We start from the raw sequence: 23,358 nt of genomic DNA, 5'->3' as shown, positions 1-23,358 counted from the left end.
TGGTCAGTTGGCGGGCGTCTGGGCCTGGATGGCCGTGATGGCGACGGTGTTGACGATGTCTTGGACAAGAGCGCCCCGGGACAGGTCGTTGACCGGCTTGCGCAGACCCTGCAGGACCGGGCCGACGGCGATGGCGCCGGCCGAACGCTGCACGGCCTTGTACGTGTTGTTGCCCGTATTGAGGTCCGGGAAGATCAGAACCGTCGCCTGCCCGGCGACATCGGAGTCCGGCAGCTTGGTGGCCGCGACCGACGGCTCCACGGCCGCGTCGTACTGGATCGGCCCCTCGATCTTCAGGTCGGTCCGGCGCGAGCGCGCCAGCTCGGTGGCCTCGCGCACCTTGTCGACGTCGGCGCCCGAGCCGGAGGTGCCGGTGGAGTACGACAGCATGGCGATCCTGGGCTCCACGCCGAACTGCGCGGCCGTGGACGCCGACTGGATGGCGATGTCCGCGAGCGCCTGCGCGTTCGGGTCCGGGTTGACCGCGCAGTCGCCGTAGACCAGCACCTTGTCGGCCAGGCACATGAAGAAGACGGACGAGACGATCGAGGACTCGGGCCTGGTCTTGATGATCTCGAAGGCCGGGCGGATGGTGGCCGCGGTCGAGTGCACGGACCCGGAGACCATGCCGTCGGCCAGGCCCTCCTGGACCATCAGGGTGCCGAAGTAGTTGACGTCCGAGACGACGTCGTAGGCCAGCTCGACCGTGACGCCCTTGTGGGCGCGCAGCGCCGCGTACTTCTCGGCGAAGGAGTCCCGCAGTTCGGCGGTGGCCGGGTCGATCAGCTGGGTGTCGCCGAGGTCGATGCCGAGGTCGGCGGCCTTCTTGCGGATCTGGTCCTCGGGCCCGAGCAGGGTCAGGTCGCAGACGCCGCGGCGCAGCAGCACCTCGGCCGCGTGCAGCACCCGCGGCTCGGTGCCCTCCGGCAGGACGACCCTGCGTTTGTCGGAGCGGGCCTGTTCCAGCAGCTTGTGCTCGAACATCATCGGGGTGACCCGGTCGCTGCTCGGCGCCGAGACCCGGCGGGCCAGGCCGGCGGTGTCGGCGTACCGCTCGAACAGGCCGAGCGCGGTCTCCGCCTTGCGCGGGGTGGCCGCGGTCATCTTCCCCTCCAGCGAGAAGAGCTGCTCGGCGGTGGGGAAGCTGTTGCCGGTCACGGACAGGACCGGTGTGCCCGGGGCGAGCCGGGCGGCGAGGGTGAGGATCTCCTCGGTCGGCACCTCGTTCAGGGTGAGCAGCACACCGGCTATCGGCGGGGTGCCGGCGCTGTGCGCGGCCAGCGAGCCGACGACCAGGTCGGCGCGGTCGCCCGGGGTGACGACCAGGCAGCCGGGGGTCAGGGCGGCGAGCAGCTTCGGCAGCATCGCGCCGCCGAACACGAAGTCCAGCGCGTCCCGGGCGAGGCCCGAGTCGTCGCCGAGCAGGACCTTGGCGTCCAGGGCGTGGGCGATCTGGGAGACGGTCGGCGCGGACAGCGCGGGCTCGTCGGGCAGGACGTAGCAGGGCACCGGCATCCGGGCGCCGAGCCGCTCGGCGATCAGGTCGCGGTCCTCGCGGGCCACCCGGTTGACGGCCATGGCGAGCACGTCGCAGCCGAGGCCGTCGTAGGCGCGGTACGCGTTGCGGGTCTCCGCCAGCACGGACTCGGCGGTCTGCTTGCGGCCGCCGACCACCGGGATCACGGAGGCGCCGAACTCGTTGGCGAGGCGGGCGTTCAGGGACAGCTCGTCCGGCAGCTGGGTGTCGGCGAAGTCGGTGCCGAGGACGAGGACGACGTCGTAGTCGCGGGCCACCAGGTGGAAACGGTCGACCAGCGCCGAGACCAGCTCGTCGGTGCCCTGCTCGGCCTGGAGCGCGGACGCCTCGTGGTAGTCCATGCCGTAGACGGTCGCCGGGTCCTGCGAGAGGCGGTAGCGCGACCGCAGCAGCTCGAACAGTCGATCGGGACCGTCGTGCACGAGGGGACGGAAGACGCCCACCCGGTCCACCTGCCGGGTCAGCAGTTCCATGACTCCCAGCTCCACGACCTGGCGGCCGTCACCGCGGTCGATCCCGGTCACGTACACGCTGCGCGTCACGCGTCGACTCCGTTCTTCATCTCATATGGGTTGAATATCGCGTCTTCGGCATAAAAATCGCTCACCAAGGTGAGCAGAACCCTCTTGACAATACCCCTGGCCCCGGATAAGGCGCCCGTCAAGTGCCTCAGCGTCCCGGTGGACGTGGAACAATCGACACTGGCTCACCGGCACCGACAGCGAGCAGGAGACACAGCACGATGCGCATCGGAGTTCTCACCGCAGGCGGCGACTGCCCCGGCCTGAACGCCGTGATCCGGTCGGTCGTGCACCGGGCGGTGGCGCAGTACGGCGACGAGGTCATCGGCTTCGAGGACGGCTACCGGGGTCTGCTCGACCGCCACTACACCGGCCTCGACCTGGACGCGGTCAGCGGCATCCTGGCCCGCGGCGGCACCATCCTCGGCTCCTCCCGGCTGGAGCGCGACCGGCTGCGCGAGGCCTGCGAGGGCGCCGCCGACATGGTCGAGGAGTTCGGCATCGACGCCCTGATCCCGATCGGCGGCGAGGGCACGCTGACCGCGGCCCGCATGCTCTCCGACGCGGGCCTCCCGGTCGTCGGCGTCCCCAAGACCATCGACAACGACATCTCCTCCACCGACCGCACCTTCGGCTTCGACACGGCCGTCGGCGTCGCCACCGAGGCGATGGACCGCCTGAAGACGACCGCCGAGTCCCACCAGCGCGTGATGGTCGTCGAGGTCATGGGCCGGCACGCCGGCTGGATCGCCCTGGAGTCCGGCATGGCCGCCGGCGCCCACGGCATCTGCCTGCCCGAGCGGCCCTTCGACCCCGCCCACCTGGTCAAGATGGTCGAGGAGCGCTTCTCCCGCGGCAAGAAGTTCGCCGTCATCTGCGTCGCCGAGGGCGCCCACCCCGCCGAGGGCACCATGGACTACGGCAAGGGCGAGATCGACCAGTACGGCCACGAGCGCTTCCAGGGCATCGGCACGGCGCTCGCGTACGAGCTGGAGCGGCGCCTCGGCAAGGAGGCCAAGCCGGTCATCCTCGGCCACGTCCAGCGCGGCGGCGTTCCGACCGCCTACGACCGTGTCCTCGCCACCCGCTTCGGCTGGCACGCCGTCGAGGCCGCGCACCGCGGCGAGTTCGGCCGGATGACCGCGCTGCGCGGCACCGACATCGTGATGGTGCCGCTCGCGGAGGCGGTCACCGAGCTGAAGACGGTGCCGAAGGACCGCATGGACGAGGCCGAGTCGGTCTTCTAGGCCGCCGCGTCCTGCACCCTCGCCCAGAAGTCCGCCACGATCCGGTCGAGGAACTCCCTGCCGGACTCGCTGGACTCCTTGCTGCCGCCGCCCCAGCTGAGGGTGGCGGCCATGTGGCCCTGGTAGTCCTCGTGCAGCTCCCGCAGGACGTCCTCCAGGACGCCGCGGTCCACGGGCGCCAGCTTCGCCACCGGACGCACGTAGGCCTGCCAGCGGGTGGTCACCGCGCTGTGCAGCAGCTCGGTGAGCTTCACCTCGCGGCCGGTGACGGTGACGAAGTCGGGCAGGGTGAGATCCAGCGCCCGGGCGAGCGCGGCCGACTGGCGCTCGTTGCCCCGCCACTGCCCGCTCTCCTCCATGCGCAGATAGCTGCGCAGGTCCATGTCGACGGCGTGGGCGATGTCCTCGGGTGCGACGGCGCGGGCGATGCGGTGCTCGCGCAGGGTCTGCGGCCGGCTGAGGAGTTCGCCCGGAGAGCACCACAGCACGCCGGCCAGCGCGGTGAGTTCCGGGTGGCCGGGGACCATGGAGCCGCGTTCCCAGGCGATCACCAGATCGGGTGTGACGTAGGGCAGGCCGTACGAGGCCCGCATGCCGTAGGCGACATGCTCGGGGCCCATGCCGAGCGCGGCACGCAGTCTGCGGGCCGCCGGAGCGTTGAACGGAGGAGCTGAGGGTTGGCGCACCCCGCACAAGCTAGGGGCGCTCTCCCGCGCTGACTACGGTCCGTTCGAACGAGATCACCCATCGTAGATTCGTACGTCTAGATCGCTCCGATCGTCGTGGCACTCGGTGTCAGGTCTGTCACCTGGGGTTACCCACCGTTACCCCTTCACCGCCCCGCCCAGCGCGAAACCACCGCCCAGTCTGCGGGCCACCAGCACGTAGAGCAGGATCACCGGCGTCGAATAGATCACGGAGAACGCGGCGAGCTGCCCGTAGGCCACCATGCCCCGGTTGCCGAAGAAGTCGTTGATGCTGACCGAGGCCGGCATCTGGTCCGGGGTGAGCAGCAGCATGAAGGGGACGAAGAAGTTCCCCCACATCATCACGAACGAGAACACGGTGACGACGGCGAGCCCCGGCCCCATCAACGGCAGCACGATCCGGACCAGGGACTGCAGCGAGGACGCCCCGTCCGTCCAGGCCGCCTCCTCCAGCTCCCTCGGCACCCCGTCCATGAAGTTCTTCATCAGCCAGACGGCGAACGGGAGCTGGGAGGCGGCGAAGAAGAAGATCGTGCCCTGCAGGGTGTCGATCAGGTTCACCCGCACGAACAGCGCGTACACCGGCACCATGATCGCGGTGATCGGCAGGCTCGTCGCGAACAGGATCGTCAGCAGGAACGGGCGGTTGAGCTGGGAGCGGAAACGGGAGAGCGGATACGCGGCGAGCGCGGCGCAGACGACGGTCAGCGCGGTGCCGCCGCCGCACAGGATCAGGCTGTTCAGCAGCGGTGTGTAGGTGATGTCCGGGGTCAGGATCGCGTCGAAGTTGTCCAGGGTGAACCCGTCCGGGACCCTGACCCGCAGATCGGCGTGCGGATCCACACAGGACAGCACCACCCAGGCGAGGGGCAGCGCGAAGACGACGGCCAGGCCCAGCAGACAGATGTCGGCGGCGAACCGGCGGGAGGCGCGCTTGCGGGGCATCAGACCTCCGTCCGCAGGAGCCGGAGATAGACGACCGAGAACAGGGACCCGACGAGCAGCAGAAGCAGGGCGACCGCGGTGCCGTAGCCGATCATGCTGTTCTGGAAGGCCTGCTCGTACATGAACAGCGGCAGGGTCTGGCTCCTGTTCCCGGGCCCGCCCCGGGTCATCACCCAGATCAGCCCGAACACGGACAGCGTCTGCAGGGTGTTGAGCATGAGATTGGTGCCGATGGACCGCCGGATCATCGGCAGGGTGATGTGCCACATCCGCCGCCACCCGCCGGCCCCGTCCACCTCCGCCGCCTCGGTGATCTCGCTCGGTATCTCGTCGAGGGCGGCGGAGTAGACGAGCATCGAGAACGCCGTGCCGCGCCAGACGTTGGCGAAGGACACGGCGAGGATCGGCAGCGTGAACAGCCAGTTCTGGCGCGGCAGACGGAGCCAGTCCAGGATCGCGTCGAGCGTCCCCTCGCGCCGGAAGAAGGCGTACAGCAGGAACCCGGCCACCACCTCCGGCAGCACCCACGCCGTGATCACGACCCCGCCGGTGAGGGTGCGCACCGGCCGGGAGGCCCGCTTCATCAGCGCGGCCAGGGCGAGCCCCAGGGTGTTCTGCCCGACGAGCGAGGACAGCAGGGTGAACACCAGGGTCAGCCAGACGGCGTTCAGGAACGCGTCGTCCTGGAACGCGCGGCGGAAGTTGGCGAACCCGACGAACGAGGAGTGCGCCTGGCCCGTCAACTGCAGGTCGGTGAAGGCGATGTAGACGCAGTAGGCGATCGGTCCGGCGAGGAAGAGCAGCAGCAGGACGACGGCGGGGGCGAGCGGGAGGGCCCGGGTGATCCGCCGCCTCATTTCTGGATCACTTGGCCGCCGGTCACGTCCTTCAGCGCCGAGTCGTACGCACTCGCCGCCTTCTGGGCCGAGGTGTCGCCGGTCGTCACGCCCTCCATCGCCTCCTGGATCGCGGTCGACACCTTCGGGTACGCCGGATACGCGGGCCGGTAGTGCGTGGCGGAGACCAGGTCGGTGAAGAACCTGATGCCGGGCTGGGCGGTGGCGTACGACGGGTCCTTCGCGACGTCCTTGCGCACCGAGATGCCGGAGTTGGCGATGTACCACTTCCTGGCGTTCGCCTCGGTCTGCATCGTCCTGATGAAGTCGAAGGCGAGGTCCGGGTGGCCCGCCTTGGCCGGGATCGCCCAGGTCCAGCCGCCGGACATGCTCACCTTGCCCGGCGCCTGGCCGGCCTGCGTGGGCATGTAGGCGAGGCCCAGTTGCCCGGACCAGTCGGGCCACTCGTGGCCGCTGCCGGGGAGCCATGTCTGCGGAAGCCAGGAGCCGTCGAGGTCGATGCCGATCTTGCCCTGGGGGAGCAGCTCGCCCCAGACGGTGGTGGCGAAGTTGGGATCGAGGGCGTCGGAGACGTCCGGGCCGAGCTTCTCCTTGTAGACGGTCTCGACGAACTTCAGCGAGTCCGTGAAGCCCTGGCTCCCGGCGATCCACTTCTTGCTGCCGCTGTCGTAGAGCGGATCGGTCGTGCCGTCGCCCGTGCCGTACAGGAGCATCTCGAACCCCTGCATGGTGGCCCGCTCACCGGCCGGCTTGCCGGTGTAGACGTTGATCGGGGTGACACCGGGCACCTTCTGCTTGATGGTGCGGGCCGCGGCGAGGACGTCGGCCCAGGTCCTCGGCTGCCAGTTCACCGGCAGCCCGGCCTTCCTGAACACCCGCTTGTCGAACCACAGCCCGCGGGTGTCGGTCCCGTCCGGCACGCCGTACGTCTTCCCGTCCTCCCCTCTGGCCGACGCCTTCGCGGTGCCGATGAACTGTCCCCAGTCCGGCCACTTCGCCAGGTACGGGTCGAGCGGCTTCAAGTACCCGCTGGTGATGTCGGAGTTGATGAGGAAGGTGTCCTCGTAGACCAGGTCCGGCGCGGTCCTCGGCGAGCGCATCATCTGCTGGACCTTGGTGTAGTACTCCGAGTCGGGGGCCTTGATCGGCACGAACTCGACCTTCTTGCCGGGGTACTTCTTCTCGAACTCCTTCTTGATCCCGGCGAGATAGGTGTCCATCACCTTGACCGAGTTGTCGGTCGACTGCTTGTACGACACCTTCAGCGTGTTCGGGCCGCTGCCGGACCCAGAGCCGCACGCGGTGAGTGCGGTGGCGGCGAGGGCGGCGGTGAGGAGGGCGGAGAGGGCGGCGGTGGGGCGCACGGGCATGACCTCCTGCGAGCGCACTTCTACGTGGCCAGGTGGTTGCCGTGCGAAGGTAAGAGGAGTGGTCTAGTCAGGTCAATGCGTGTGCGCGCAATTGGAGTACGCGGATCCTGCCGGCGCCGTCCACCCGCTCACCGCCCCTGCGGAACCCACCGGTACACCAGCTCCGGCCGCCCCACCTGCCCGTACTGCGGGCTCCGCGCGGCCCGGCCCGCGTCGACCAGGTGTTCCAGGTAGCGGCGCGCGGTGATGCGGGAGATGCCGACCGCCTCGGCCACCCCCGCCGCGGTGATCCCCTCGGCCGCCTCCCGGACGGCCCCCGTCACCCGCTCCAGCGTGGGCGCGCTGAGCCCCTTCGGCAGCGCCGCGGGCGACGGCGCCCGCAGCGAGGCCAGCGCCCGGTCCACCTCGTCCTGGCCGCTCGCCTCGCCCGCCGCCGCGTGGAACTCGGCGTAGCGGACCAGGCGGTCCCGGAGCGTGGCGAAGGTGAAGGGCTTCAGGACGTACTGGACCACGCCCAGCGAGACGCCCTCCCGCACCATGGCCAGATCGCGGGCCGAGGTCACCGCTATGACGTCCGCGTGATGGCCGGCCGCGCGCAGGGACCGGGCGAACTGCAGGCCGTGGACGTCGGGGAGGTGCAGGTCGAGCAGCAGCAGATCGACGGCCGTACGGTCCAGGACACGGCGCGCCTGAGCGCCCGTGTGTGCCTTGCCGACCGCGACGAAGCCCGGCACCCGGCCGACGTACAGCACATGGGCGTCGGCGGCCACCGGATCGTCCTCGACCACGAGGACGCGGATCGGCTGCTGTTCTCGCGTCATCTGCCGTCTCCCACCGCCGACCGCAGCGGCAACCGCACCTCGAACACCGCTCCGCCCTCGCCATCCTCGTCGGACTCCGCCACCGTCAACGTGCCCTCGTGGCGGGTCACCGCCTGCCGGACCAGGGCCAGCCCGAGGCCCCGGCCGCCGGGCCCGGCCGGCTTCGTCGAGAACCCCCGCTGGAATACCAGGTCGGCGTGGTCCGGGTCGACACCGGGGCCCGTGTCGGACACCCGGAGCACCAGTTCGGCGTCCGCGGCGTACGCCGTCACGGTCACCCGCGCCCCCGCACTGCCCTGCGCCGCGTCCACCGCGTTGTCGATCAGGTTGCCGAGGATGGTGACGAGGTCCCGCGCGGACAGGCCCTCGGGCAGCAGACCGTCGTCGAGCCGGCTGTCCGGGGACACCACCAGTTCCACGCCCCGCTCGTTGGCCTGGGCCGTCTTGCCGAGCAGCAGGGCCGCGAGCACCGGCTCGCCGACCGCCGCGACCACCTGGTCGGTCAGGGCCTGGGCCAGCTCCAGTTCCGCCGTCGCGAACGCCACCGCCTCCTCGGCCCGGCCCAGCTCGATCAGCGACACCACGGTGTGCAGCCGGTTGGCGGCCTCGTGCGCCTGGGAGCGCAGCGCCTGGGTGAATCCGCGTTCCGAGTCCAACTCGCCCATCAGGGACTGGAGTTCGGTGACATCGCGGAGGGTGGCGACGGTGCCGCGGTGCTCTCCGCCGGACACCGGGGAGGTGTTCACCACCAGGACCCGGGACGCCGTCAGATGCACCTCGTCCACCCGGGGCTGCGAGGACAGCAGCGCCCCGGTCAGCGGGGCCGGAAGGCCGAGGTCGGCGACCGAGCGGCCGATCACGTCGTCCTCGGCGCCGACCCCCAGCAACTCCCGCCCGCCGTCGTTGATCAGCGCCACCCTGTACTGCCCGTCCAGCATCAGCAGGCCCTCGCGGACCGCGTGCAGCGCCGCCTGGTGGTAGTCGTGCATCCGGCTCAGCTCGGTGGCGTTCATGCCGTGGGTGTGGCGGCGCAGCCGGGCGTTGACGACATAGGTGCCGACCGCGCCCAGCAGCAGCGTGCCGCCGGCCACCCCGAGCAGCGCCGTGACCTGGTCCTGGACCCGGGCGCTGATCTCCTCCACCTTGATCCCGGCGCTGACCAGGCCGATGACGTGGCCGTTCTCCTCGACCGGGGTCACCGCGCGGACGGAGGGCCCGAGGGTGCCGGTGTAGGTCTCGGTGAAGGTGCGGCCGTGCAGGGCGGGGGCGATACGGCCGAGGAAGCGTTTGCCGATCTGTTTCCGGTCGGGGTGGGTCCAGCGGATCCCCTCCGGGTTCATGATCGTGACGAAGTCGACGTCCGTGTCCCGCATGACCTGCAGGGCGTACGGCTCCAGTGCGGCCGAGGGGTCGGAGGTGCGGATCGCCGAGCGGACCGAGGGCGCGTCCGCGATGGAGCGGGCCACCGCGGTGACCTGGCGGACCGCCGCGTCCTCGGCCTGGCGCCGGTCGCTGACGTAGGTGAACAGCGCGTATCCGGCCACGACCAGCGCGATCAGCACGGCCTGCATGGCGAACAGCTGGCCGGCCAGGCTGCGGGGCCGGGGGAGACGGGGGACGCGCATGCCTGCAGTGTGCCTCTTCGCATGTCTCGCCGGTTAAGCGTGAACTAAATGAACGGAAGGGTGACCGCCCTCACAGGGCGGGAGATAGTCACGGCATCCCCCACACCCCCACAACCCCCGGACGTGAGCCGCACGCCGGTGATGCCGACGAAGACGTCAAGGAGGGCAGCCGTGGCCGCCAGCACCCCCGATACGGCACCTGCCGCACCCCGTGTGAAACGGGACCGCACCCATTACCTGTACATCGCGGTCATCGCGGCCGTCGCGCTCGGCATCGCCGTGGGTCTCATCTGGCCCGATGCCGCGGTCCAGCTGAAACCGCTCGGTACCGGTTTCGTGAACCTGATCAAGATGATGATCTCGCCGATCATCTTCTGCACGATCGTGCTCGGCATCGGGTCCGTACGGAAGGCCGCCAAGGTCGGTGCCGTCGGCGGTATCGCCCTCGGCTACTTCCTCGTGATGTCGCTCGTCGCGCTGGCCATCGGGCTCGTCGTCGGCAATGTGCTGCACCCGGGTGACGGGCTGCACCTGACGAACGCGATCAAGCAGTCCGGCCACGCCCAGGTGTCCACCGAAGCGCTGCCGCCCGTCGAGTTCGTGCTGTCGATCATCCCGACCACGTTCGTCTCCGCCTTCACCGGGCAGTCGGTCCTCCAGACGCTGCTGGTGGCCCTGCTCGCCGGGTTCGCGCTGCAGTCCATGGGCTCGGTCGGGCAGCCGGTGCTGCGTGGCATCGAGCACATCCAGCGGCTCGTCTTCCGCATCCTGTCGATGGTCATGTGGGCCGCGCCGATCGGCGCGTTCGGCGCGATCGCGGCCGTGACCGGCTCGGCCGGCGTCGCCGCGCTCAAGAGCCTCGTCGTGCTGATGCTCGGTTTCTACGTCACCTGTGTGCTGTTCGTCTTCGTCGTGCTCGGCGCGATTCTGCGGATCGTCGCGGGACTGAACGTCTTCTCGCTGCTCAAGTACCTGGCGCGGGAGTTCCTGCTGATCCTGTCCACCTCCTCCTCCGAGTCCGCGCTGCCGCGGCTGATCGCGAAGATGGAGCACCTGGGCGTCAGCAAGCCGGTCGTCGGCATCACCGTGCCGACCGGTTACTCCTTCAATCTCGACGGCACGATGATCTACATGACCATGGCGTCGCTGTACATCGCGGACGCGCTGGGCACGCCGATGTCGGTCGGTGAGCAGATCCCCCTTCTGCTGTTCCTGCTGCTGGCGTCCAAGGGCGCGGCGGGCGTCAGCGGCGCCGGTCTCGCCACCCTGGCCGGCGGCCTGCAGTCGCACAAGCCCGCGCTGGTCGACGGCGTCGGCCTGATCGTCGGTATCGACCGCTTCATGAGCGAGGCGCGCGCGCTGACCAACTTCGCGGGCAACGCGGTGGCCACGGTGCTGGTCGGCACCTGGACCAAGGAGATCGACAAGGAGCGGGTGCGGCAGGTCCTCGCCGGAGAGCTGCCGTTCGACGAGACGACCCTGATGGACGAGGGCCAGGAGACGGTCACCGAGGTGCCCGAGCCGAGGGAAGAGGAGCTGGCCAAGGCCTGACCCCGCACAAGCTCCGGATGTCCGGCCCCGCCTGAACCGGGGCCGGGCATCCGGCTGTCTCCGCGACGCTCTCTGGAAAACCCCTGCTAGGACTCCGCACTCACCTCGGCCACCAGTGCCGTGGCCGTCGAGGCGGGCACGCCCGAGGCGGTCAGCACCGTGACCGTGGCCGAGCGGCCCGCCTCCTGTGCTGTCAGCAGCCCGTCGTTCACCGCCTCCATCACCGCGAACACCGTCTGTTCATGGACATACGCCAGCGCCGGCGCGGGCAGTGCGGAGGCGAACACGCCCTGGTCCAGGCCGCGTTGGAGCAGCCTGATCTTCGTCGCCCGCAGCGGTGCGAGGCGTTCGCGGATGCCCTGGACGGTGACCGTGCGCTGGGCCAGGGCGATCAGCAGCCGGTAGCGGTCGGCTGTCTCCCAGATGGCGAGGACCGATCGGGCCACCGCCTCCGCCGGGTCCTCGACCCCCTCGCGCACCGTGGCGTCCGCGTCGGTCAGCGCCTGCACCGCCTCGTCGACAAGGGTGCTGATCAGTGCCTCGCGGCTGGGGAAGTGGCCGTACACCGTCCGCCGTACGACCCCCGCGGCGCGCGCGATCTGGTCCATGGAGGCGTCGGGGTCGCGCAGCAGCTCGGCGAGGGCGACGTCGAGGATGCGGCGCCGGTTGGCGTCGGCGCGGCTGGGGTTACCCGTGGTCATGGCAGTCATTCTGCACGTCCTTTCCCGAGTTGCACGGCACTGTGCAACGGCGTACATTGCACATGGTTGTGCAATTGCACGCCACTGTGCAAGCACTGTCGCGCACCCGAGGAAGGCGACCCCTGCCATGCGACTCGTCATGACCGAACCGGTCGAGAAGATGGAGCGCCCGTACGCCCGGCGCTGGTGGGCACTGCTCGTGCTCTGCCTGAGCCTGCTGGTCATCGTGATGGCGAACACCGCCCTCACCGTCGCCGCACCCGACATGACCCGGGACCTCGGGCTCTCCAGCGCCGACCTGCAATGGGTGATCGACGGCTACACCGTCCCCTACGCGGCGCTGATGCTGCTGCTCGGCGCGATCGGCGACAAGTACAGCCGGCGCGGCGCACTCGTCCTCGGTCTCCTCGTCTTCGGCGGCGGCGCCGTCTTCGGGTACCTCGCCGACAGCGCGGCCACCGTCATCGCGGCCCGTGCCGTGATGGGCGTCGGCGCGGCGCTGATCATGCCCGCCACGCTCTCCCTGCTCGCCGCGACCTTCCCGCGCGCGGAGCGGGCCAAGGCGATCACCCTGTGGACGGCGACGGCCGGCCTCGCCATCGCCGCGGGTCCCGTGGTCGCGGGCGCGCTGCTGCGCGACCACGGCTGGTCCTCGACCTTCCTGATCAACGTGCCCATCGCGGCCGTGGCGATCATCGCCGCCCTCGTGCTCATCCCGCCGTCCAAGGCCGGTCACCACGACCGCATCGACTACGTCGGCGGACTGCTGTCGGTGATCTGGACCGGCTCGCTGATCTACATGATCATCGAGGGCCCGCACTTCGGCTGGGGCGTGAAGGCCGTCACGGCGGCGGTGGTCGCGGGCGTCGGCCTGGTCGCCTTCGTCCTCTGGGAGCTGCGCCACCCCCGCCCGATCCTGGACGTCCGCCGCTTCACGCAGCGCCGCTTCGCGGGCTCCAACCTCGCCGTGGCCCTGTTCTTCCTGGCCGTCTTCGGCGCCTTCTACTACCTGACCCAGCACCTGCAGTTCGTCCTCGGCTACGACGCCCTGGAGACCGGCGTACGGATGCTGCCGCTGGCCGGCGCGGTCTTCGTCGGCTCGGCCGTCACCGGATTCCTGACCCCGCGCGTCGGCATGAAGTGGACCGTCACGGCGGGCATGGTCGGCGGCACGACCGCCCTCGCCCTGCTGACCCAGGTCGACGCGGGCTCCACGTACGCCGACTTCCTGGCCCCCCTGATCATCCTGGGCCTCGCCATCGGCCTCGCCCTCTCGCCCTGCACCGACGCGATCATGGGCGCCTTCCCGGAGTCCGAGCTGGGCGTCGGCGGCGCGGTCAACGACACCTCGCTGGAGCTGGGCGGCTCGCTCGGCATCGCGATCCTCGGCTCGCTGCTCGCCACGTCGTACGGCAACCACCTGCGCGACGCCACCGCCGGCAGCAAGCTCCCGGCGAGCGCCCTGGACACCGCCCAGGACTCGGTCGGCGCCGGATACGCCGTCGCGCAGGGCATCGGCGACAAGGCGCACGCGCTGGCCGCGCAGGCGGCAGGGGCCAAGGACCCGCACCAGGCGGCACAACTGGGGCAGCAGGCCGCCGAACTCGCCTCCGGCGCCCGGCAGATGGCCCACGCGGTCGGCTCCTCCTTCTCCGACGCCGTAGCGCACACCAGCCTGGTCGGCGCGGTGATCCTCGGCATCGGCACGGTCCTGGTGGCGGTTCTGCTGCCGCGCCGTGAAAAGGCCGCGCCGGAGGTGAAGACCGAGGAGAAGGAACTCGTGGAGAGCCAGGCCGGCTGACCACTTCGCACGCCCATCCACTAACGTGCCGCTCCGGACCAATCGGAACGGCACGTTCGTGCGTGGCGTCAGTATGGGTGAGTCAGTTACGTGTACGGAGGCACGGGGGATGAGCATCGACTGGGACCGGCGGACCTGCGCGCGCAAGGGACATGTGACCTACGCGCCCGACGACCCCCGGCTGCGGCTGCGGCTGCACGCCGAGACCGCGCTCGGGGACGTCTGGCGCTGTCTGCGCTGCGGTGACTTCGTGCTCGGCGAGCCGCACGGCTCGGGACCGGCCGACGAGGCGCCGCTGGTGCCGCGCGGCAAGGTGCTGCGGGACCTGTTCATCCTGCGCTTCCTCGCCATCGAGCGGGCCGTGCGCGGGGTGTTCATCGTGGCCGTCGCGGTGGCCGTCTGGAAGTTCAGCAACAGCCAGGACGCGGTGCGCCGGCTCTTCAACGAGAACCTGGACGTCTTCCGCCCGGTCTTCAAGCACTTCCACTACGACCTCGACCACTCACCGGTCGTCGGCTCCATCCAGAAGGCGTTCGGCTACAAGCACTCCACGCTGCTGCTGGTCGCCGCCCTCCTCCTCGTCTACGCGCTGATCGAGCTGGTCGAGGCGGTCGGCCTCTGGTACGCCAAGCGCTGGGCGGAGTATCTGACGGTGGTCGCGACGGCTGCCTTCCTCCCGCTGGAGATCTACGAACTCACCGAGAAGGTCAGCTATCTGAAGATCGCCACGCTCGCCCTCAACATCCTCGCGGTCCTCTACATCGCCGTGGCCAAGCGCCTGTTCGGCCTCCGGGGCGGCCGCAAGGCCTTCGAGGAGGAACGGCACAGCGCGTCCCTGATGGAGGTGGAGGAGTCGGCGGGGGTGCCCGTCTGACGCGGCCACCGGTGGTCTCGCCGCCGACCTCCTGGCCGACGGCTACGCCAGCCGCGTCAGCTCCTCCTCCGTCAGCACCAGATCCGCGGCCCCCGCCGAGTTCCGGATCGTCTCGGGACGGCTCGCGCCCGGGATAGGGATCACGGCCGGCGCGAGGGACGACAGCCAGGCCAGGCAGATCTGCTGGGGGGTCACCCCACGCTCCCGTGCCACGTGGCGGAAGGCGGCGAAGCGGCCGTCGTCCGCCAGACCCGACGGGCCGTCCAGCGAGCTGCGCGAGATCCCGCCGAGCGGGCTCCACGGCAGGAAGGCCAGGCCCAGGTCGGCGCAGAGCCGCAGCTCGGGGTCGCTGTCACGGACCTCGGGGGAGTATCGGTTCTGGACCGAGACCAGGCGGTCGCCGAGGATCGTGCGGGCCCGCAGGATCTGGTCGGAGGTCACGTTCGACAGGCCCGCCAGGCGGATCTTGCCCTCGTCGAGCAGGTCGCGCAGGGCGCCGACGGACTCCTCGAACGGGACGGCGGGGTCGGGCTTGTGGAGCTGGTAGAGGCCGATCGCCTCGGTGCCGAGCCGCCGCAGGGAGGCCTCCGCGGCCGCCTTGAGGTGCCGGGGCGTGCCCGTCACCGTCCAGCTGCCGTCGGCCGGGCGGCCCCGGCCGCCCTTGGTGGCCACCAGGACGCCCTCGGTGTCGCCGCCGTAGGCCGCGAGGGCGCGGGCGAGGAGGAGTTCGTTGTGGCCGGGGTCCTGGCCGGGCAGGTGGTAGGAGTCGGCGGTGTCCAGCAGGGTCACGCCCGCGTCGAGCGCCGCGTGGACCGTGGCCAGGGCCCGCTGCTCGTCCGGCCGGCCCTCGATCGACAGGGGCATGGCGCCGAGCCCGACCGCGCTCACCTTCAGTCCGCCAAGAGTGCGGTAGCGCATGTCAGTGGTCCTTTCCGAGTGTCTCGGCGACGGCCTTCGGCAGCCACTGCCGTACGTCCCCGAAGGTGAAACCGAGCTGCTCGGCCCGGGAGTTGTCCATGCCGTAGCGGCGGCGGAAGGCGAAGGGGGAGAGCGCGGCGGACTCGCTCGCCTCGAACCGGACCTCGCCCTCAGGGAGTTGTGCGGCGACCGCGGTGCACAGCTCGTCCAGGGTCAGCAGGCCGTGGGAGGCGGCGTTCACCGGGCCGGTGAAGTCCGCGTGCGCCGCCCAGAACAGGAAGTCGGCGATCTCCTCGACGTGGATGTACGTCGCCGGGTGCGCGACCGGCGGTGCGGCGATGGACGCGCCGGTGCGGATGCGGTCGGCGTAGTGCTCCAGCCGGCTGGTGAAGTCGTCGCCGCCGCCCAGCACATGGGCCACGCGAACGGATGCGAAGGGGAGGCCGGAGCCCGTGAACACCGCCTCGGCCTGCCGCTTGCCCTCGCCGTAGTGCGCCTCGACGAACTCCGGTCCGTCCCAGGGGAGTTCCAGGTCCACGGTGACCGCAGCAGGGTCGACCGCGCTCTCCGGCACCGGCACCGGGGAGTCCTCGTGCTCGTACACCTCCACCGTCGACGTCATGACATAGCGTCCGGTGCGGCCCGTGAAGACCCGGCGGGCGATCTCCGCCTGGCGCGGGGTGTAGCAGACCTGGTCGATGACGACGTCGAAGGTGCGGGCGCCGACCGCTTCGGCCAGCGCCTTCTCGTCGTCGCGGTCGGCCACCAGGTGCGCCGCCCCCGGCGGTGGCGCCGACGACCCCCGGTTCAGGACCGTCACCCGGTCGCCCGCCGCCAGCAGCCGGGTGATCAGCCGCTTGCCGAAGTAGCGGCTGCCGCCGATGACCAGTACCTCTCGTGCCCTATTCATGACCATAATTCTCCGGGCCCCATGGGGCGTTCTGAAGGGGGAGACATGGGAGATACGGCCGCTGCGCCGAAAGAAGCACGGCATCTGCGCGCTGTCGCCGACGAAACGCGGGTGGCGTTCGACGGTGTGGACCGGGAGATCCTCCGGCTGCTGCAGACGGACGGGCGGATCAAGCTGAGCGAGCTGGGCCGCCGGGTCAGCCTGAGCCCGGCCGCCGTGGCCGAGCGGGTGCGCCGGCTAGAGGGGGCCGGTGTGGTCGAGGGGTACGGCGCCCGGGTGGCGCCCGCCCGGCTCGGCTATGGCATCCAGGCCTTCATCCGGGTGAGCCCGCACGGCGGATACACCCTCAAGCACCCGAGGACCCTGGAGCTGCTCGACCGCCCCGAGATCACCGAGGTGCACCACGTGGTCGGCGAGGACTGCTGGATCCTCAGGGTCGCCGTCGAGGACACCGGGCACCTGGAGGAGATCCTGGAGCGGACCTCGGCGCTGGGCCGGACGACGACGTCGATCGTGCTGTCCTCGCCGGTGAGCGGCAAACCGCTCCTGCCGCCCGCCTCGCCCTGACGTCGACGGCAAACCAAAAAATCCCCTGAGCAATTGCGCTCGGGGGATTTCTGTGCGTATATTCAGTGGTTCGCGACTTCAATTCAGAAAGGTCGCGGAGAAGCTCAACGAGCACACTATATCCGGGCGGGAGCGGAATTGTCAAACGCGGATTGGTCGAACACCGAATTTCCGGACGATGAATTGCGCGGCGAGCAGGAATTCATCGACGGGCTGTACGCGCGCGTGGACGTGCTGCGCGGCGCGGCCGCGACCTCGGTCACGGACGCGCTCGCCCAGGGCGACAAGCCCATGCAGGCGCGGCTGGAGCGGGACATCCTCGTCGCCGAGCGCTCGGGGCTGCTCGCCGCGCTGAACGCCGTCGACGGCTCGCTCTGCTTCGGCCGGATCGACCTGGCCGACGGCACCGCCCATCGCATCGGCCGGATCGGGCTGCGCGAGGACGACGCCGAGCGCACCCCGGTCCTCATCGACTGGCGGGCCGAGGTCGCCCGCCCCTTCTACCTGGCCACCGGGCACACCCCGATGGGCCTGCGCCGGCGCCGGCACATCACCACCCAGGGCCGGACCGTGACCTCCCTGCACGACGAGATCCTCGACCTCGGCGACGCCACCCGCACCGGGTACGAGGACCCGAGCGGCGACGCCGTGCTGCTGGCCGCGCTGAACTCGGCGCGCACCGGCCGTATGAACGACATCGTGCAGACCATCCAGGCCGAGCAGGACGAGATCATCCGGGCGCCGCACCGCGGAGTCCTGGTCGTCGAGGGCGGACCGGGCACGGGCAAGACGGCGGTCGCGCTGCACCGCGCGGCCTTCCTGCTCTACGAGTACCGGGAACTGCTGGCCCGCCGGGCGGTCCTGATCGTCGGCCCCAACCCCGCCTTCCTCGGCTACATCGGCGAGGTGCTGCCCTCGCTCGGCGAGACCGGGGTGCTGCTCGCCACGGTCGGCGAGCTGTTCCCCGGGGTGAAGGCGACCGCCGCCGACACCCCCGAGGCGGCCGCCGTGAAGGGCCGCGCCGACATGGCCGACGTACTCGCCGCCGTCGTACGCGACCGGCAGGCCCTGCCCGACCCGGTGATCGCGATCGAGCACGACCGCGAGGTGCTGATGCTCGACGACGGTCTCGTCGGCGTCGCCCGTGAGCGCACCCGCGCGGCCAAGCTGCCGCACAACGCCGCCCGCGAGCACTTCGAGGGCTACATCCTCAACACCCTCACCGAGCTGTACGCCGAACGCGTCGGCACCGACCCCTACGACGGCGGCAGCCTGCTCGACGCCTCCGACGTCACCCAGATCCGCGACGAACTCGCCGAGAGCCCCGAAGTCTGGTCCGCCGTCGACCAGTTGTGGCCCAGGATCACCCCGCAGCGCCTCGTCGCCGACTTCCTGGCGGAGCCGGAGGGGTACGTCGACGACGCGGACGCGGCCGCCATCCGGCGCCCGGTGACCCGCGCCTGGACCGTCGCCGACGTCCCCCTGCTGGACGAGGCTGCCGAACTCCTCGGCGAGGACGACCGGTGGGCGCGGGCTCGCGCCGAGCGCGAGCGCGAGACCCAGGTCGCCTACGCGCAGGGCGTGCTGGACGTGTCGTACGCCTCCCGGACCTACGAGTTCGAGGACAAGGACGACGACGACTCCGAGGTGCTGTCCGCGCACGACATCATCGACGCCGAGCGGTTCGCCGAGCGGCAGGAGGAGGCGGACCACCGCAGCGCGGCCGAGCGGGCCGCGGCCGACCGCACCTGGGCGTTCGGGCACATCATCGTCGACGAGGCGCAGGAGCTGTCGCCGATGGCCTGGCGGCTGCTGATGCGGCGCAGCCCGACCCGCTCGATGACCCTGGTCGGCGACCCGGCGCAGACCGCCGAGGCGGCCGGTGTCGGCTCCTGGGCGGACATCCTCGCGCCCTATGTCGAGGACCGCTGGGAGCACACCCGGCTCGGCGTCAACTACCGCACCCCGGCCGAGATCATGGAGCTGGCCGCGGCCGTGGTCCGCGCGGAGCGCCCGGACTTCGAACCGCCCAGCTCGGTCCGCTCGACCGGGGTACGGCCCTGGGTGCGCCAGGCGCCCGACGACCTTCCCGGCGCCGTGGCCGAGGCGGTCGCCGAACTCACCCCGGACGAGGGCCGCCTCGCGGTCATCGCCCCGCGCGAGCTGCACCGCTCCCTGGCCGCCCGGCTGGACGGGGTCACGGCGGGTGCCGAGCCCGACCTGACCCGTACGGTCGTGCTGCTCGACCCCCGCCAGGCCAAGGGCCTCGAATTCGACTCGGTCCTGGTGGTGGAACCGGCCCGCTACGGCACCAGCGACCTGTATGTCGCCCTGACCCGGGCCACCCAGCGGCTCGGGGTGCTGTACACCGGCCGGCTGCCGCGGGCGCTGGCCGAGGGCGCCACCGGGGTGTAGCGGTCGTCGTACGGGTCGGTGAGGCGGACGGCGGCGTGACCCGAACGGTCAGGCGGGCTTCAGCCAGAGTGTGGCCAGCGGCGGCAGGGTCAGCCGGATGCTCGCCGGGCGGCCGTGCCAGGCCCGGGGCTCCGGTTTGACGACATCGGGGTTGGTGACGCCGCCGCCGCCGTACCGCACGGCGTCCGTGTTCAACGACTCGTGCCAGGCCGGTACGTCCTCCGGGACGCCGAGCCGGTAGTCGTGGCGGACCACCGGGGACAGATGGGAGATCGCGAGGAGCGGGCTGCCGTCGGCGTCGAGGCGCAGGAACGCGAAGACGTTGTCGTCCGCCGCGTCCCCGGTGATCCACTGGAAGCCCGCGGGATCGGCGTCCCGCTGCCACAGGGCCGGCGTGGCCCGGTACAGCGCGTTCAGGTCCCGTACGAGATCCCGTACACCCCGGTGGTCGGCCTCGGCGCCGTAGGACGGGTCGAGCAGCCACCAGTCGGGGCCGTGCGTCTCGGACCACTCGGCGCCCTGGGCGAACTCCTGGCCCATGAAGAGGAGTTGCTTGCCCGGGTGGGCCCACATGAAGCCCAGGTAGGCGCGGTGGTCGGCGCGCTGCTGCCACCAGTCGCCCGGCATCTTCGACACCAGGGCCCGCTTGCCGTGCACGACCTCGTCGTGGGAGATCGGCAGGACGTAGTTCTCGCTGTACGCGTAGACCATCGAGAAGGTCATCTCGTGGTGGTGGTACTTGCGGTGCACCGGCTCGTGGGCCATGTATTCCAGCGAGTCGTGCATCCAGCCCATGTTCCACTTCAGCCCGAAGCCGAGCCCCCCGAAACCGCTCGGGCCCTTGTGGTGGGTGGGGCGGGTGACGCCGTCCCAGGCCGTGGACTCCTCGGCGATGGTCACCACGCCCGGGCAGCGCCGGTACACCGTGGCGTTCATCTCCTGCAGGAAGGCCACCGCGTCCAGGTTCTCCCGGCCGCCGTGCTCGTTCGGCGTCCACTGGCCCTGCTCGCGCGAGTAGTCCAGGTAGAGCATCGAGGCCACCGCGTCCACGCGCAGGCCGTCGATGTGGAACTCCTCGCACCAGTACACGGCGTTCGCCACCAGGAAGTTGCGCACCTCGCGGCGGCCGAAGTCGAACTCCAGGGTGCCCCAGTCGGGATGGGCGGCCCGCAGCGGATCGTGGTGCTCGTACAGCGGGCGCCCGTCGAACTCGGCCAGCGCCCAGTCGTCGCGCGGGAAGTGCGCCGGCACCCAGTCCATCAGCACGCCGATCCCGGCCTGGTGCAGCCGGTCCACCAGGTACCTGAAGTCGTCCGGGGTGCCGAGCCGGGCCGTCGGCGCGTAGAAGCCGGTCACCTGGTAGCCCCAGGAGCCGCCGAAGGGATGCTCGGCGACCGGCATCAGCTCCACATGGGTGAAGCCCATCTCCGTCACATACGCCGGCAGCCGGTCCGCGAGCTGCCGGTACGTCAGTCCCGGCCGCCAGGAGGGAAGGTGGACCTCGTACACCGAGAAGGGGGCCTCGTGCACCGGGGTGTCGGCGCGGTGCGCCATCCACCGGCCGTCGGCCCACTCGTGGTGCGAGGCGGTGACGATCGACGCGGTGGCGGGCGGTGCCTCCGTACGGCGGGCCAGCGGATCGGCGCGCAGCGTGTGCGAGCCGTCCGGCCGGGTGATCTCGAACTTGTACGCCTCGCCCTCGCCGATCCCCGGCACGAACAGCTCCCACACCCCGCTGGAGCCCAGCGAGCGCATCGGAAAGCCCGTCCCGTCCCAGAAGTTGAAGCCGCCCGCGATCCGCACCCCCCGCGCATCCGGCGCCCACACCGCGAACCGGGTGCCGGGCACGCCCTGATGGGTGGTGACCTGCGCGCCGAGCGCCCGCCACAGCTGCTCGTGCCGGCCCTCGCCGATCAGATGCAGGTCCAGCTCGCCGAGGGCGGGCAGAAAGCGGTAGGGATCGTCGGTGTCCAGGGCCGTCCCCTCGTACGCCACCCGCAGCCGGTACTCCGGCACGCCCGCAAGGGGCAGCAGCCCCGAGAAGAACCCGTCGCCGTCGTCGTGCAGCGCCACCGGCAGCTCGCCGGTGACGACCGCGACGGACAGCGCGTACGGCCGGAGGACTCTGAGAGCGACACCTCCGGGCACCGGGTGGGCGCCCAGCACGGAGTGCGGGTCGTGGTGGGTGCCGTGCAGCAGCCGTTCACGGTCGTCGGGGGAGACCGGTACGGACGGGGCGTGCTGCGAGGTGGCCGGCTTCTTGGTCGTCACGGACGAGCCTCCAGGTCTTCACGCGGCGAGGCGACGGATCGCCGAGAGCGGTACGGGGAGCCAGTCGGGCCGGTGCCGGGCCTCGTAGACGACCTCGTAGACCGCCTTGTCGGTCTCGTAGGCCCGCAGCAGCGCGGCGTCGGCGCGTGGATCGCGGCCGGTCACCTCCGCGTACCCGCAGCAGTAGGCGGCCCGGCAGACGCGCGCCCAGTCCGGCGCGGGCGGGCTCGCCGAGTGGGCCGCGTAGTCGAAGGAGCGCAGCATGCCCGCGATGTCCCGCACCGGCGGCTGCGGCAGCCGCCGTTCGGCCGGCGGCCGGGCCGGCTCGCCCTCGAAGTCGATCAGCGACCAGGCGCCGGAGGGCGAGCGCAGGCACTGGCCGAGGTGCAGATCGCCGTGGATGCGCTGCGCGGTCCAGGTGCGGTCGTCGCCGGCGAGTGAGGCCAGCGCCCGGTAGGCCGCGCGCAGCCCGCTCTCGTACGGCCGCAGGCCGGGCACCGCCTGGACGGCCGCCGCCAGCCGCTCGGTCATCCCGTCGGCCAGCGAGCGCAGCTGGGCGTGGCCGAGAGTGGCCGTCGGCAGGGCACGGGCGAGCGCGGTGTGCACCTCGGCGGTGGCCCGGCCCAGCGCCCGCGCCTCGGCGGCGAAGTCCTCGCCCTTGGCCAGCTCGCGCAGCGCCAGCTCCCAGCCGTCGCTCGCCCCGCTGATGAACGGCTGCAGCACGGCCAGGACGTACGGCTCGGTGTCGATCTCGGCGTGCAGCCAGGCCGTCGGCGCGGGCACCCGGGGGCAGCCCTCGCGGGCCAGCGCCAGCGGGATCTCCAGGTCGGGGTTGACGCCGGGCACGACCCGGCGCAGCAGCTTCAGGATGAACGTATCGCCGTAGACGACCGAGGAGTTGGACTGCTCGGCGGTCATCAGCCGGGCCACGAGAGAGTCGCGGATCTCGTGGCGCGGGTCCCGCTCGAAACGCAGCCCGCCGATGCGGGCCTGGGTGCGCAGGGCCTCCAGGAGCATTTCGGCGGGCCGGGGGTCGTACAGGGCCTCGTACACCGTGCGTCCGGCGAGCGGCCCGTCCTCCACATGTCCGATCAGCGCGGGCGCGAGCCGGGGCGGCAGCGCCTCGCGCACGCCTATGAGGAGCTGGTAGCAGTCCCCGGGGTGCGGCTCGGCGCCCAGCGCGGACGGCTGGTGGACGCGCAGCAGCAGATGGTAGAGGCCCAACCGGCCGTCGGGCGGCAGCAGTTCGGTGGCGGCCACGGGTGTGAACCCGGTGACCGGGCGCCCCTTGCCGGCGAACCAGCGCTGCCTGGGCAGCCACTCGCGCAGCAGGGGATCGAGCGAAGCGAGGAGGTGACCGGTCGTACGGGGGCTGTCGGAAGGGGTGACCGTGTCCGCCATGGGCGTCACATCCTTTCCCCGGATCGTCGGGGTGTTACTGATGCGTGCCCCGGGCGGGACGGGGGAAACCGGCCCGCCCGGAGCGGTTCTACGCCGCGTCCCGGCGCAACCGGAACCAGTAGAAGCCGTGCCCCGCGAGGGTGAGCAGATACGGCAGCTCGCCGATCGCCGGGAAGCGGACCCCGCCGAACAGCTCGACCGGGTGCCGGCCGCTGAACCGGCTGAGATCCAGCTCGGTGGGCTGTGCGAAGCGGGAGAAGTTGTGCACGCACAGCACCAGGTCGTCCTCGAACTCCCGGAGGAAGGCGAGGACCGCGGG

Annotated in this window: 19 protein-coding genes; 6 read left to right on the top strand and 13 right to left on the bottom strand. The window is 71.1% G+C overall.

Translation table 11 applies throughout. The features are described 5' to 3' along the window. Window positions 1–3 precede the first annotated feature (3 nt). Entirely contained in the window at window positions 4–2,079 is a 2,076-nt protein-coding gene (gene pta, locus AB0L75_RS33845; protein WP_365188856.1) for a phosphate acetyltransferase, read from the bottom strand. A gap of 200 nt (window positions 2,080–2,279) precedes the next feature. Between pta and AB0L75_RS33840 the strand changes: the two genes are divergently transcribed. Beyond that, window positions 2,280–3,305 carry an ATP-dependent 6-phosphofructokinase gene (locus AB0L75_RS33840; protein WP_365188854.1) on the top strand — a complete coding sequence of 342 codons (1,026 nt, stop codon included), beginning with the start codon at window positions 2,280–2,282 and terminating at the stop codon, window positions 3,303–3,305. Here the strand turns inward: AB0L75_RS33840 and AB0L75_RS33835 are convergent. The 6 genes from AB0L75_RS33835 to AB0L75_RS33810 form a co-directional block, all read right to left on the bottom strand. Further along, window positions 3,302–3,991 (bottom strand): helix-turn-helix transcriptional regulator, encoded by a 690-nt coding sequence (locus AB0L75_RS33835; RefSeq protein ID WP_365188851.1) that lies wholly within the window; start codon window positions 3,989–3,991, stop codon window positions 3,302–3,304. The genes AB0L75_RS33840 and AB0L75_RS33835 overlap by 4 nt on opposite strands. 138 nt (window positions 3,992–4,129) lie before the next feature. Next, entirely contained in the window at window positions 4,130–4,957 is an 828-nt protein-coding gene (locus tag AB0L75_RS33830) for a carbohydrate ABC transporter permease (RefSeq protein WP_365188849.1), read from the bottom strand. After that, window positions 4,957–5,814 carry a sugar ABC transporter permease gene (locus AB0L75_RS33825; protein ID WP_365188847.1) on the bottom strand — a complete coding sequence of 286 codons (858 nt, stop codon included), beginning with the start codon at window positions 5,812–5,814 and terminating at the stop codon, window positions 4,957–4,959. Before AB0L75_RS33825 ends, AB0L75_RS33830 begins: the two co-directional genes overlap by 1 nt. Continuing rightward, the gene (locus tag AB0L75_RS33820) at window positions 5,811–7,184 is read right to left on the bottom strand and encodes an extracellular solute-binding protein (protein ID WP_365188845.1); all 1,374 of its coding nucleotides are present in this window, start codon (window positions 7,182–7,184) and stop codon (window positions 5,811–5,813) included. The genes AB0L75_RS33825 and AB0L75_RS33820 overlap by 4 nt, the downstream gene beginning before the upstream one ends. A 128-nt stretch (window positions 7,185–7,312) precedes the next feature. Further along, window positions 7,313–8,005 (bottom strand): response regulator, encoded by a 693-nt coding sequence (locus tag AB0L75_RS33815; RefSeq protein WP_365188843.1) that lies wholly within the window; start codon window positions 8,003–8,005, stop codon window positions 7,313–7,315. Continuing rightward, complete coding sequence (locus tag AB0L75_RS33810) at window positions 8,002–9,630, bottom strand: sensor histidine kinase (protein WP_365188841.1); 1,629 nt, start codon at window positions 9,628–9,630, stop codon at window positions 8,002–8,004. The genes AB0L75_RS33815 and AB0L75_RS33810 overlap by 4 nt, the downstream gene beginning before the upstream one ends. 141 nt (window positions 9,631–9,771) lie before the next feature. On the opposite strand from AB0L75_RS33810, the gene AB0L75_RS33805 reads away from it, so the two are divergent. Next, window positions 9,772–11,181 carry a cation:dicarboxylase symporter family transporter gene (locus tag AB0L75_RS33805; RefSeq protein WP_365189038.1) on the top strand — a complete coding sequence of 470 codons (1,410 nt, stop codon included), beginning with the start codon at window positions 9,772–9,774 and terminating at the stop codon, window positions 11,179–11,181. Window positions 11,182–11,267: 86 nt separating this feature from the next. Here the strand turns inward: AB0L75_RS33805 and AB0L75_RS33800 are convergent, their stop codons facing one another. Next, window positions 11,268–11,891: a TetR/AcrR family transcriptional regulator gene (locus tag AB0L75_RS33800; RefSeq protein ID WP_365188839.1), complete on the bottom strand. Its 624-nt coding sequence runs from the start codon at window positions 11,889–11,891 to the stop codon at window positions 11,268–11,270. A gap of 118 nt (window positions 11,892–12,009) precedes the next feature. Here AB0L75_RS33800 and AB0L75_RS33795 point away from each other — a divergent pair, with 118 nt between their 5' ends. Beyond that, window positions 12,010–13,683, top strand: a complete 1,674-nt coding sequence (locus tag AB0L75_RS33795) for an MFS transporter (RefSeq protein ID WP_365188836.1) — start codon at window positions 12,010–12,012, stop codon at window positions 13,681–13,683. A gap of 109 nt (window positions 13,684–13,792) precedes the next feature. Continuing rightward, window positions 13,793–14,557: a DUF2127 domain-containing protein gene (locus AB0L75_RS33790; RefSeq protein WP_365188834.1), complete on the top strand. Its 765-nt coding sequence runs from the start codon at window positions 13,793–13,795 to the stop codon at window positions 14,555–14,557. A 42-nt stretch (window positions 14,558–14,599) separates the two neighbouring features. Here AB0L75_RS33790 and AB0L75_RS33785 read toward each other — a convergent pair whose 3' ends face one another. Both AB0L75_RS33785 and AB0L75_RS33780 read right to left on the bottom strand, forming a co-directional pair. Further along, window positions 14,600–15,475 (bottom strand): aldo/keto reductase, encoded by an 876-nt coding sequence (locus tag AB0L75_RS33785; protein WP_365188832.1) that lies wholly within the window; start codon window positions 15,473–15,475, stop codon window positions 14,600–14,602. Between the two features lies 1 nt (window position 15,476). Further along, window positions 15,477–16,385, bottom strand: coding sequence for an NAD-dependent epimerase/dehydratase family protein (locus AB0L75_RS33780; protein WP_365188829.1), 909 nt, complete (start codon window positions 16,383–16,385; stop codon window positions 15,477–15,479). A gap of 45 nt (window positions 16,386–16,430) precedes the next feature. Between AB0L75_RS33780 and AB0L75_RS33775 the strand changes: the two genes are divergently transcribed. Both AB0L75_RS33775 and AB0L75_RS33770 read left to right on the top strand, forming a co-directional pair. After that, entirely contained in the window at window positions 16,431–16,952 is a 522-nt protein-coding gene (locus AB0L75_RS33775) for an Lrp/AsnC family transcriptional regulator (RefSeq protein WP_365188826.1), read from the top strand. A 138-nt stretch (window positions 16,953–17,090) separates the two neighbouring features. Beyond that, window positions 17,091–19,367 (top strand): ATP-dependent DNA helicase, encoded by a 2,277-nt coding sequence (locus AB0L75_RS33770; protein WP_365188824.1) that lies wholly within the window; start codon window positions 17,091–17,093, stop codon window positions 19,365–19,367. Window positions 19,368–19,415: 48 nt separating this feature from the next. Here the strand turns inward: AB0L75_RS33770 and glgB are convergent, their stop codons facing one another. The 3 genes from glgB to AB0L75_RS33755 all read right to left on the bottom strand — a co-directional run. Beyond that, window positions 19,416–21,638: a 1,4-alpha-glucan branching enzyme gene (glgB, locus tag AB0L75_RS33765; protein WP_365188821.1), complete on the bottom strand. Its 2,223-nt coding sequence runs from the start codon at window positions 21,636–21,638 to the stop codon at window positions 19,416–19,418. 18 nt (window positions 21,639–21,656) lie between these two features. After that, a complete protein-coding gene (locus AB0L75_RS33760) occupies window positions 21,657–23,039 on the bottom strand; it encodes a maltokinase (RefSeq protein WP_365188819.1) in 1,383 nt (460 codons plus the stop codon). A gap of 88 nt (window positions 23,040–23,127) precedes the next feature. Next, a partial coding sequence (locus tag AB0L75_RS33755; RefSeq protein WP_365188816.1) for an alpha-glucosidase C-terminal domain-containing protein occupies window positions 23,128–23,358 on the bottom strand: 231 nt, incomplete at its 5' end.

The organism is Streptomyces sp. NPDC052101, from assembly GCF_040680235.1.
Classification (GTDB): domain Bacteria; phylum Actinomycetota; class Actinomycetes; order Streptomycetales; family Streptomycetaceae; genus Streptomyces.
The sequence above is the reverse complement of the archived record's forward strand: the minus strand, read 5'-3'. Positions and strand labels throughout refer to the sequence as shown.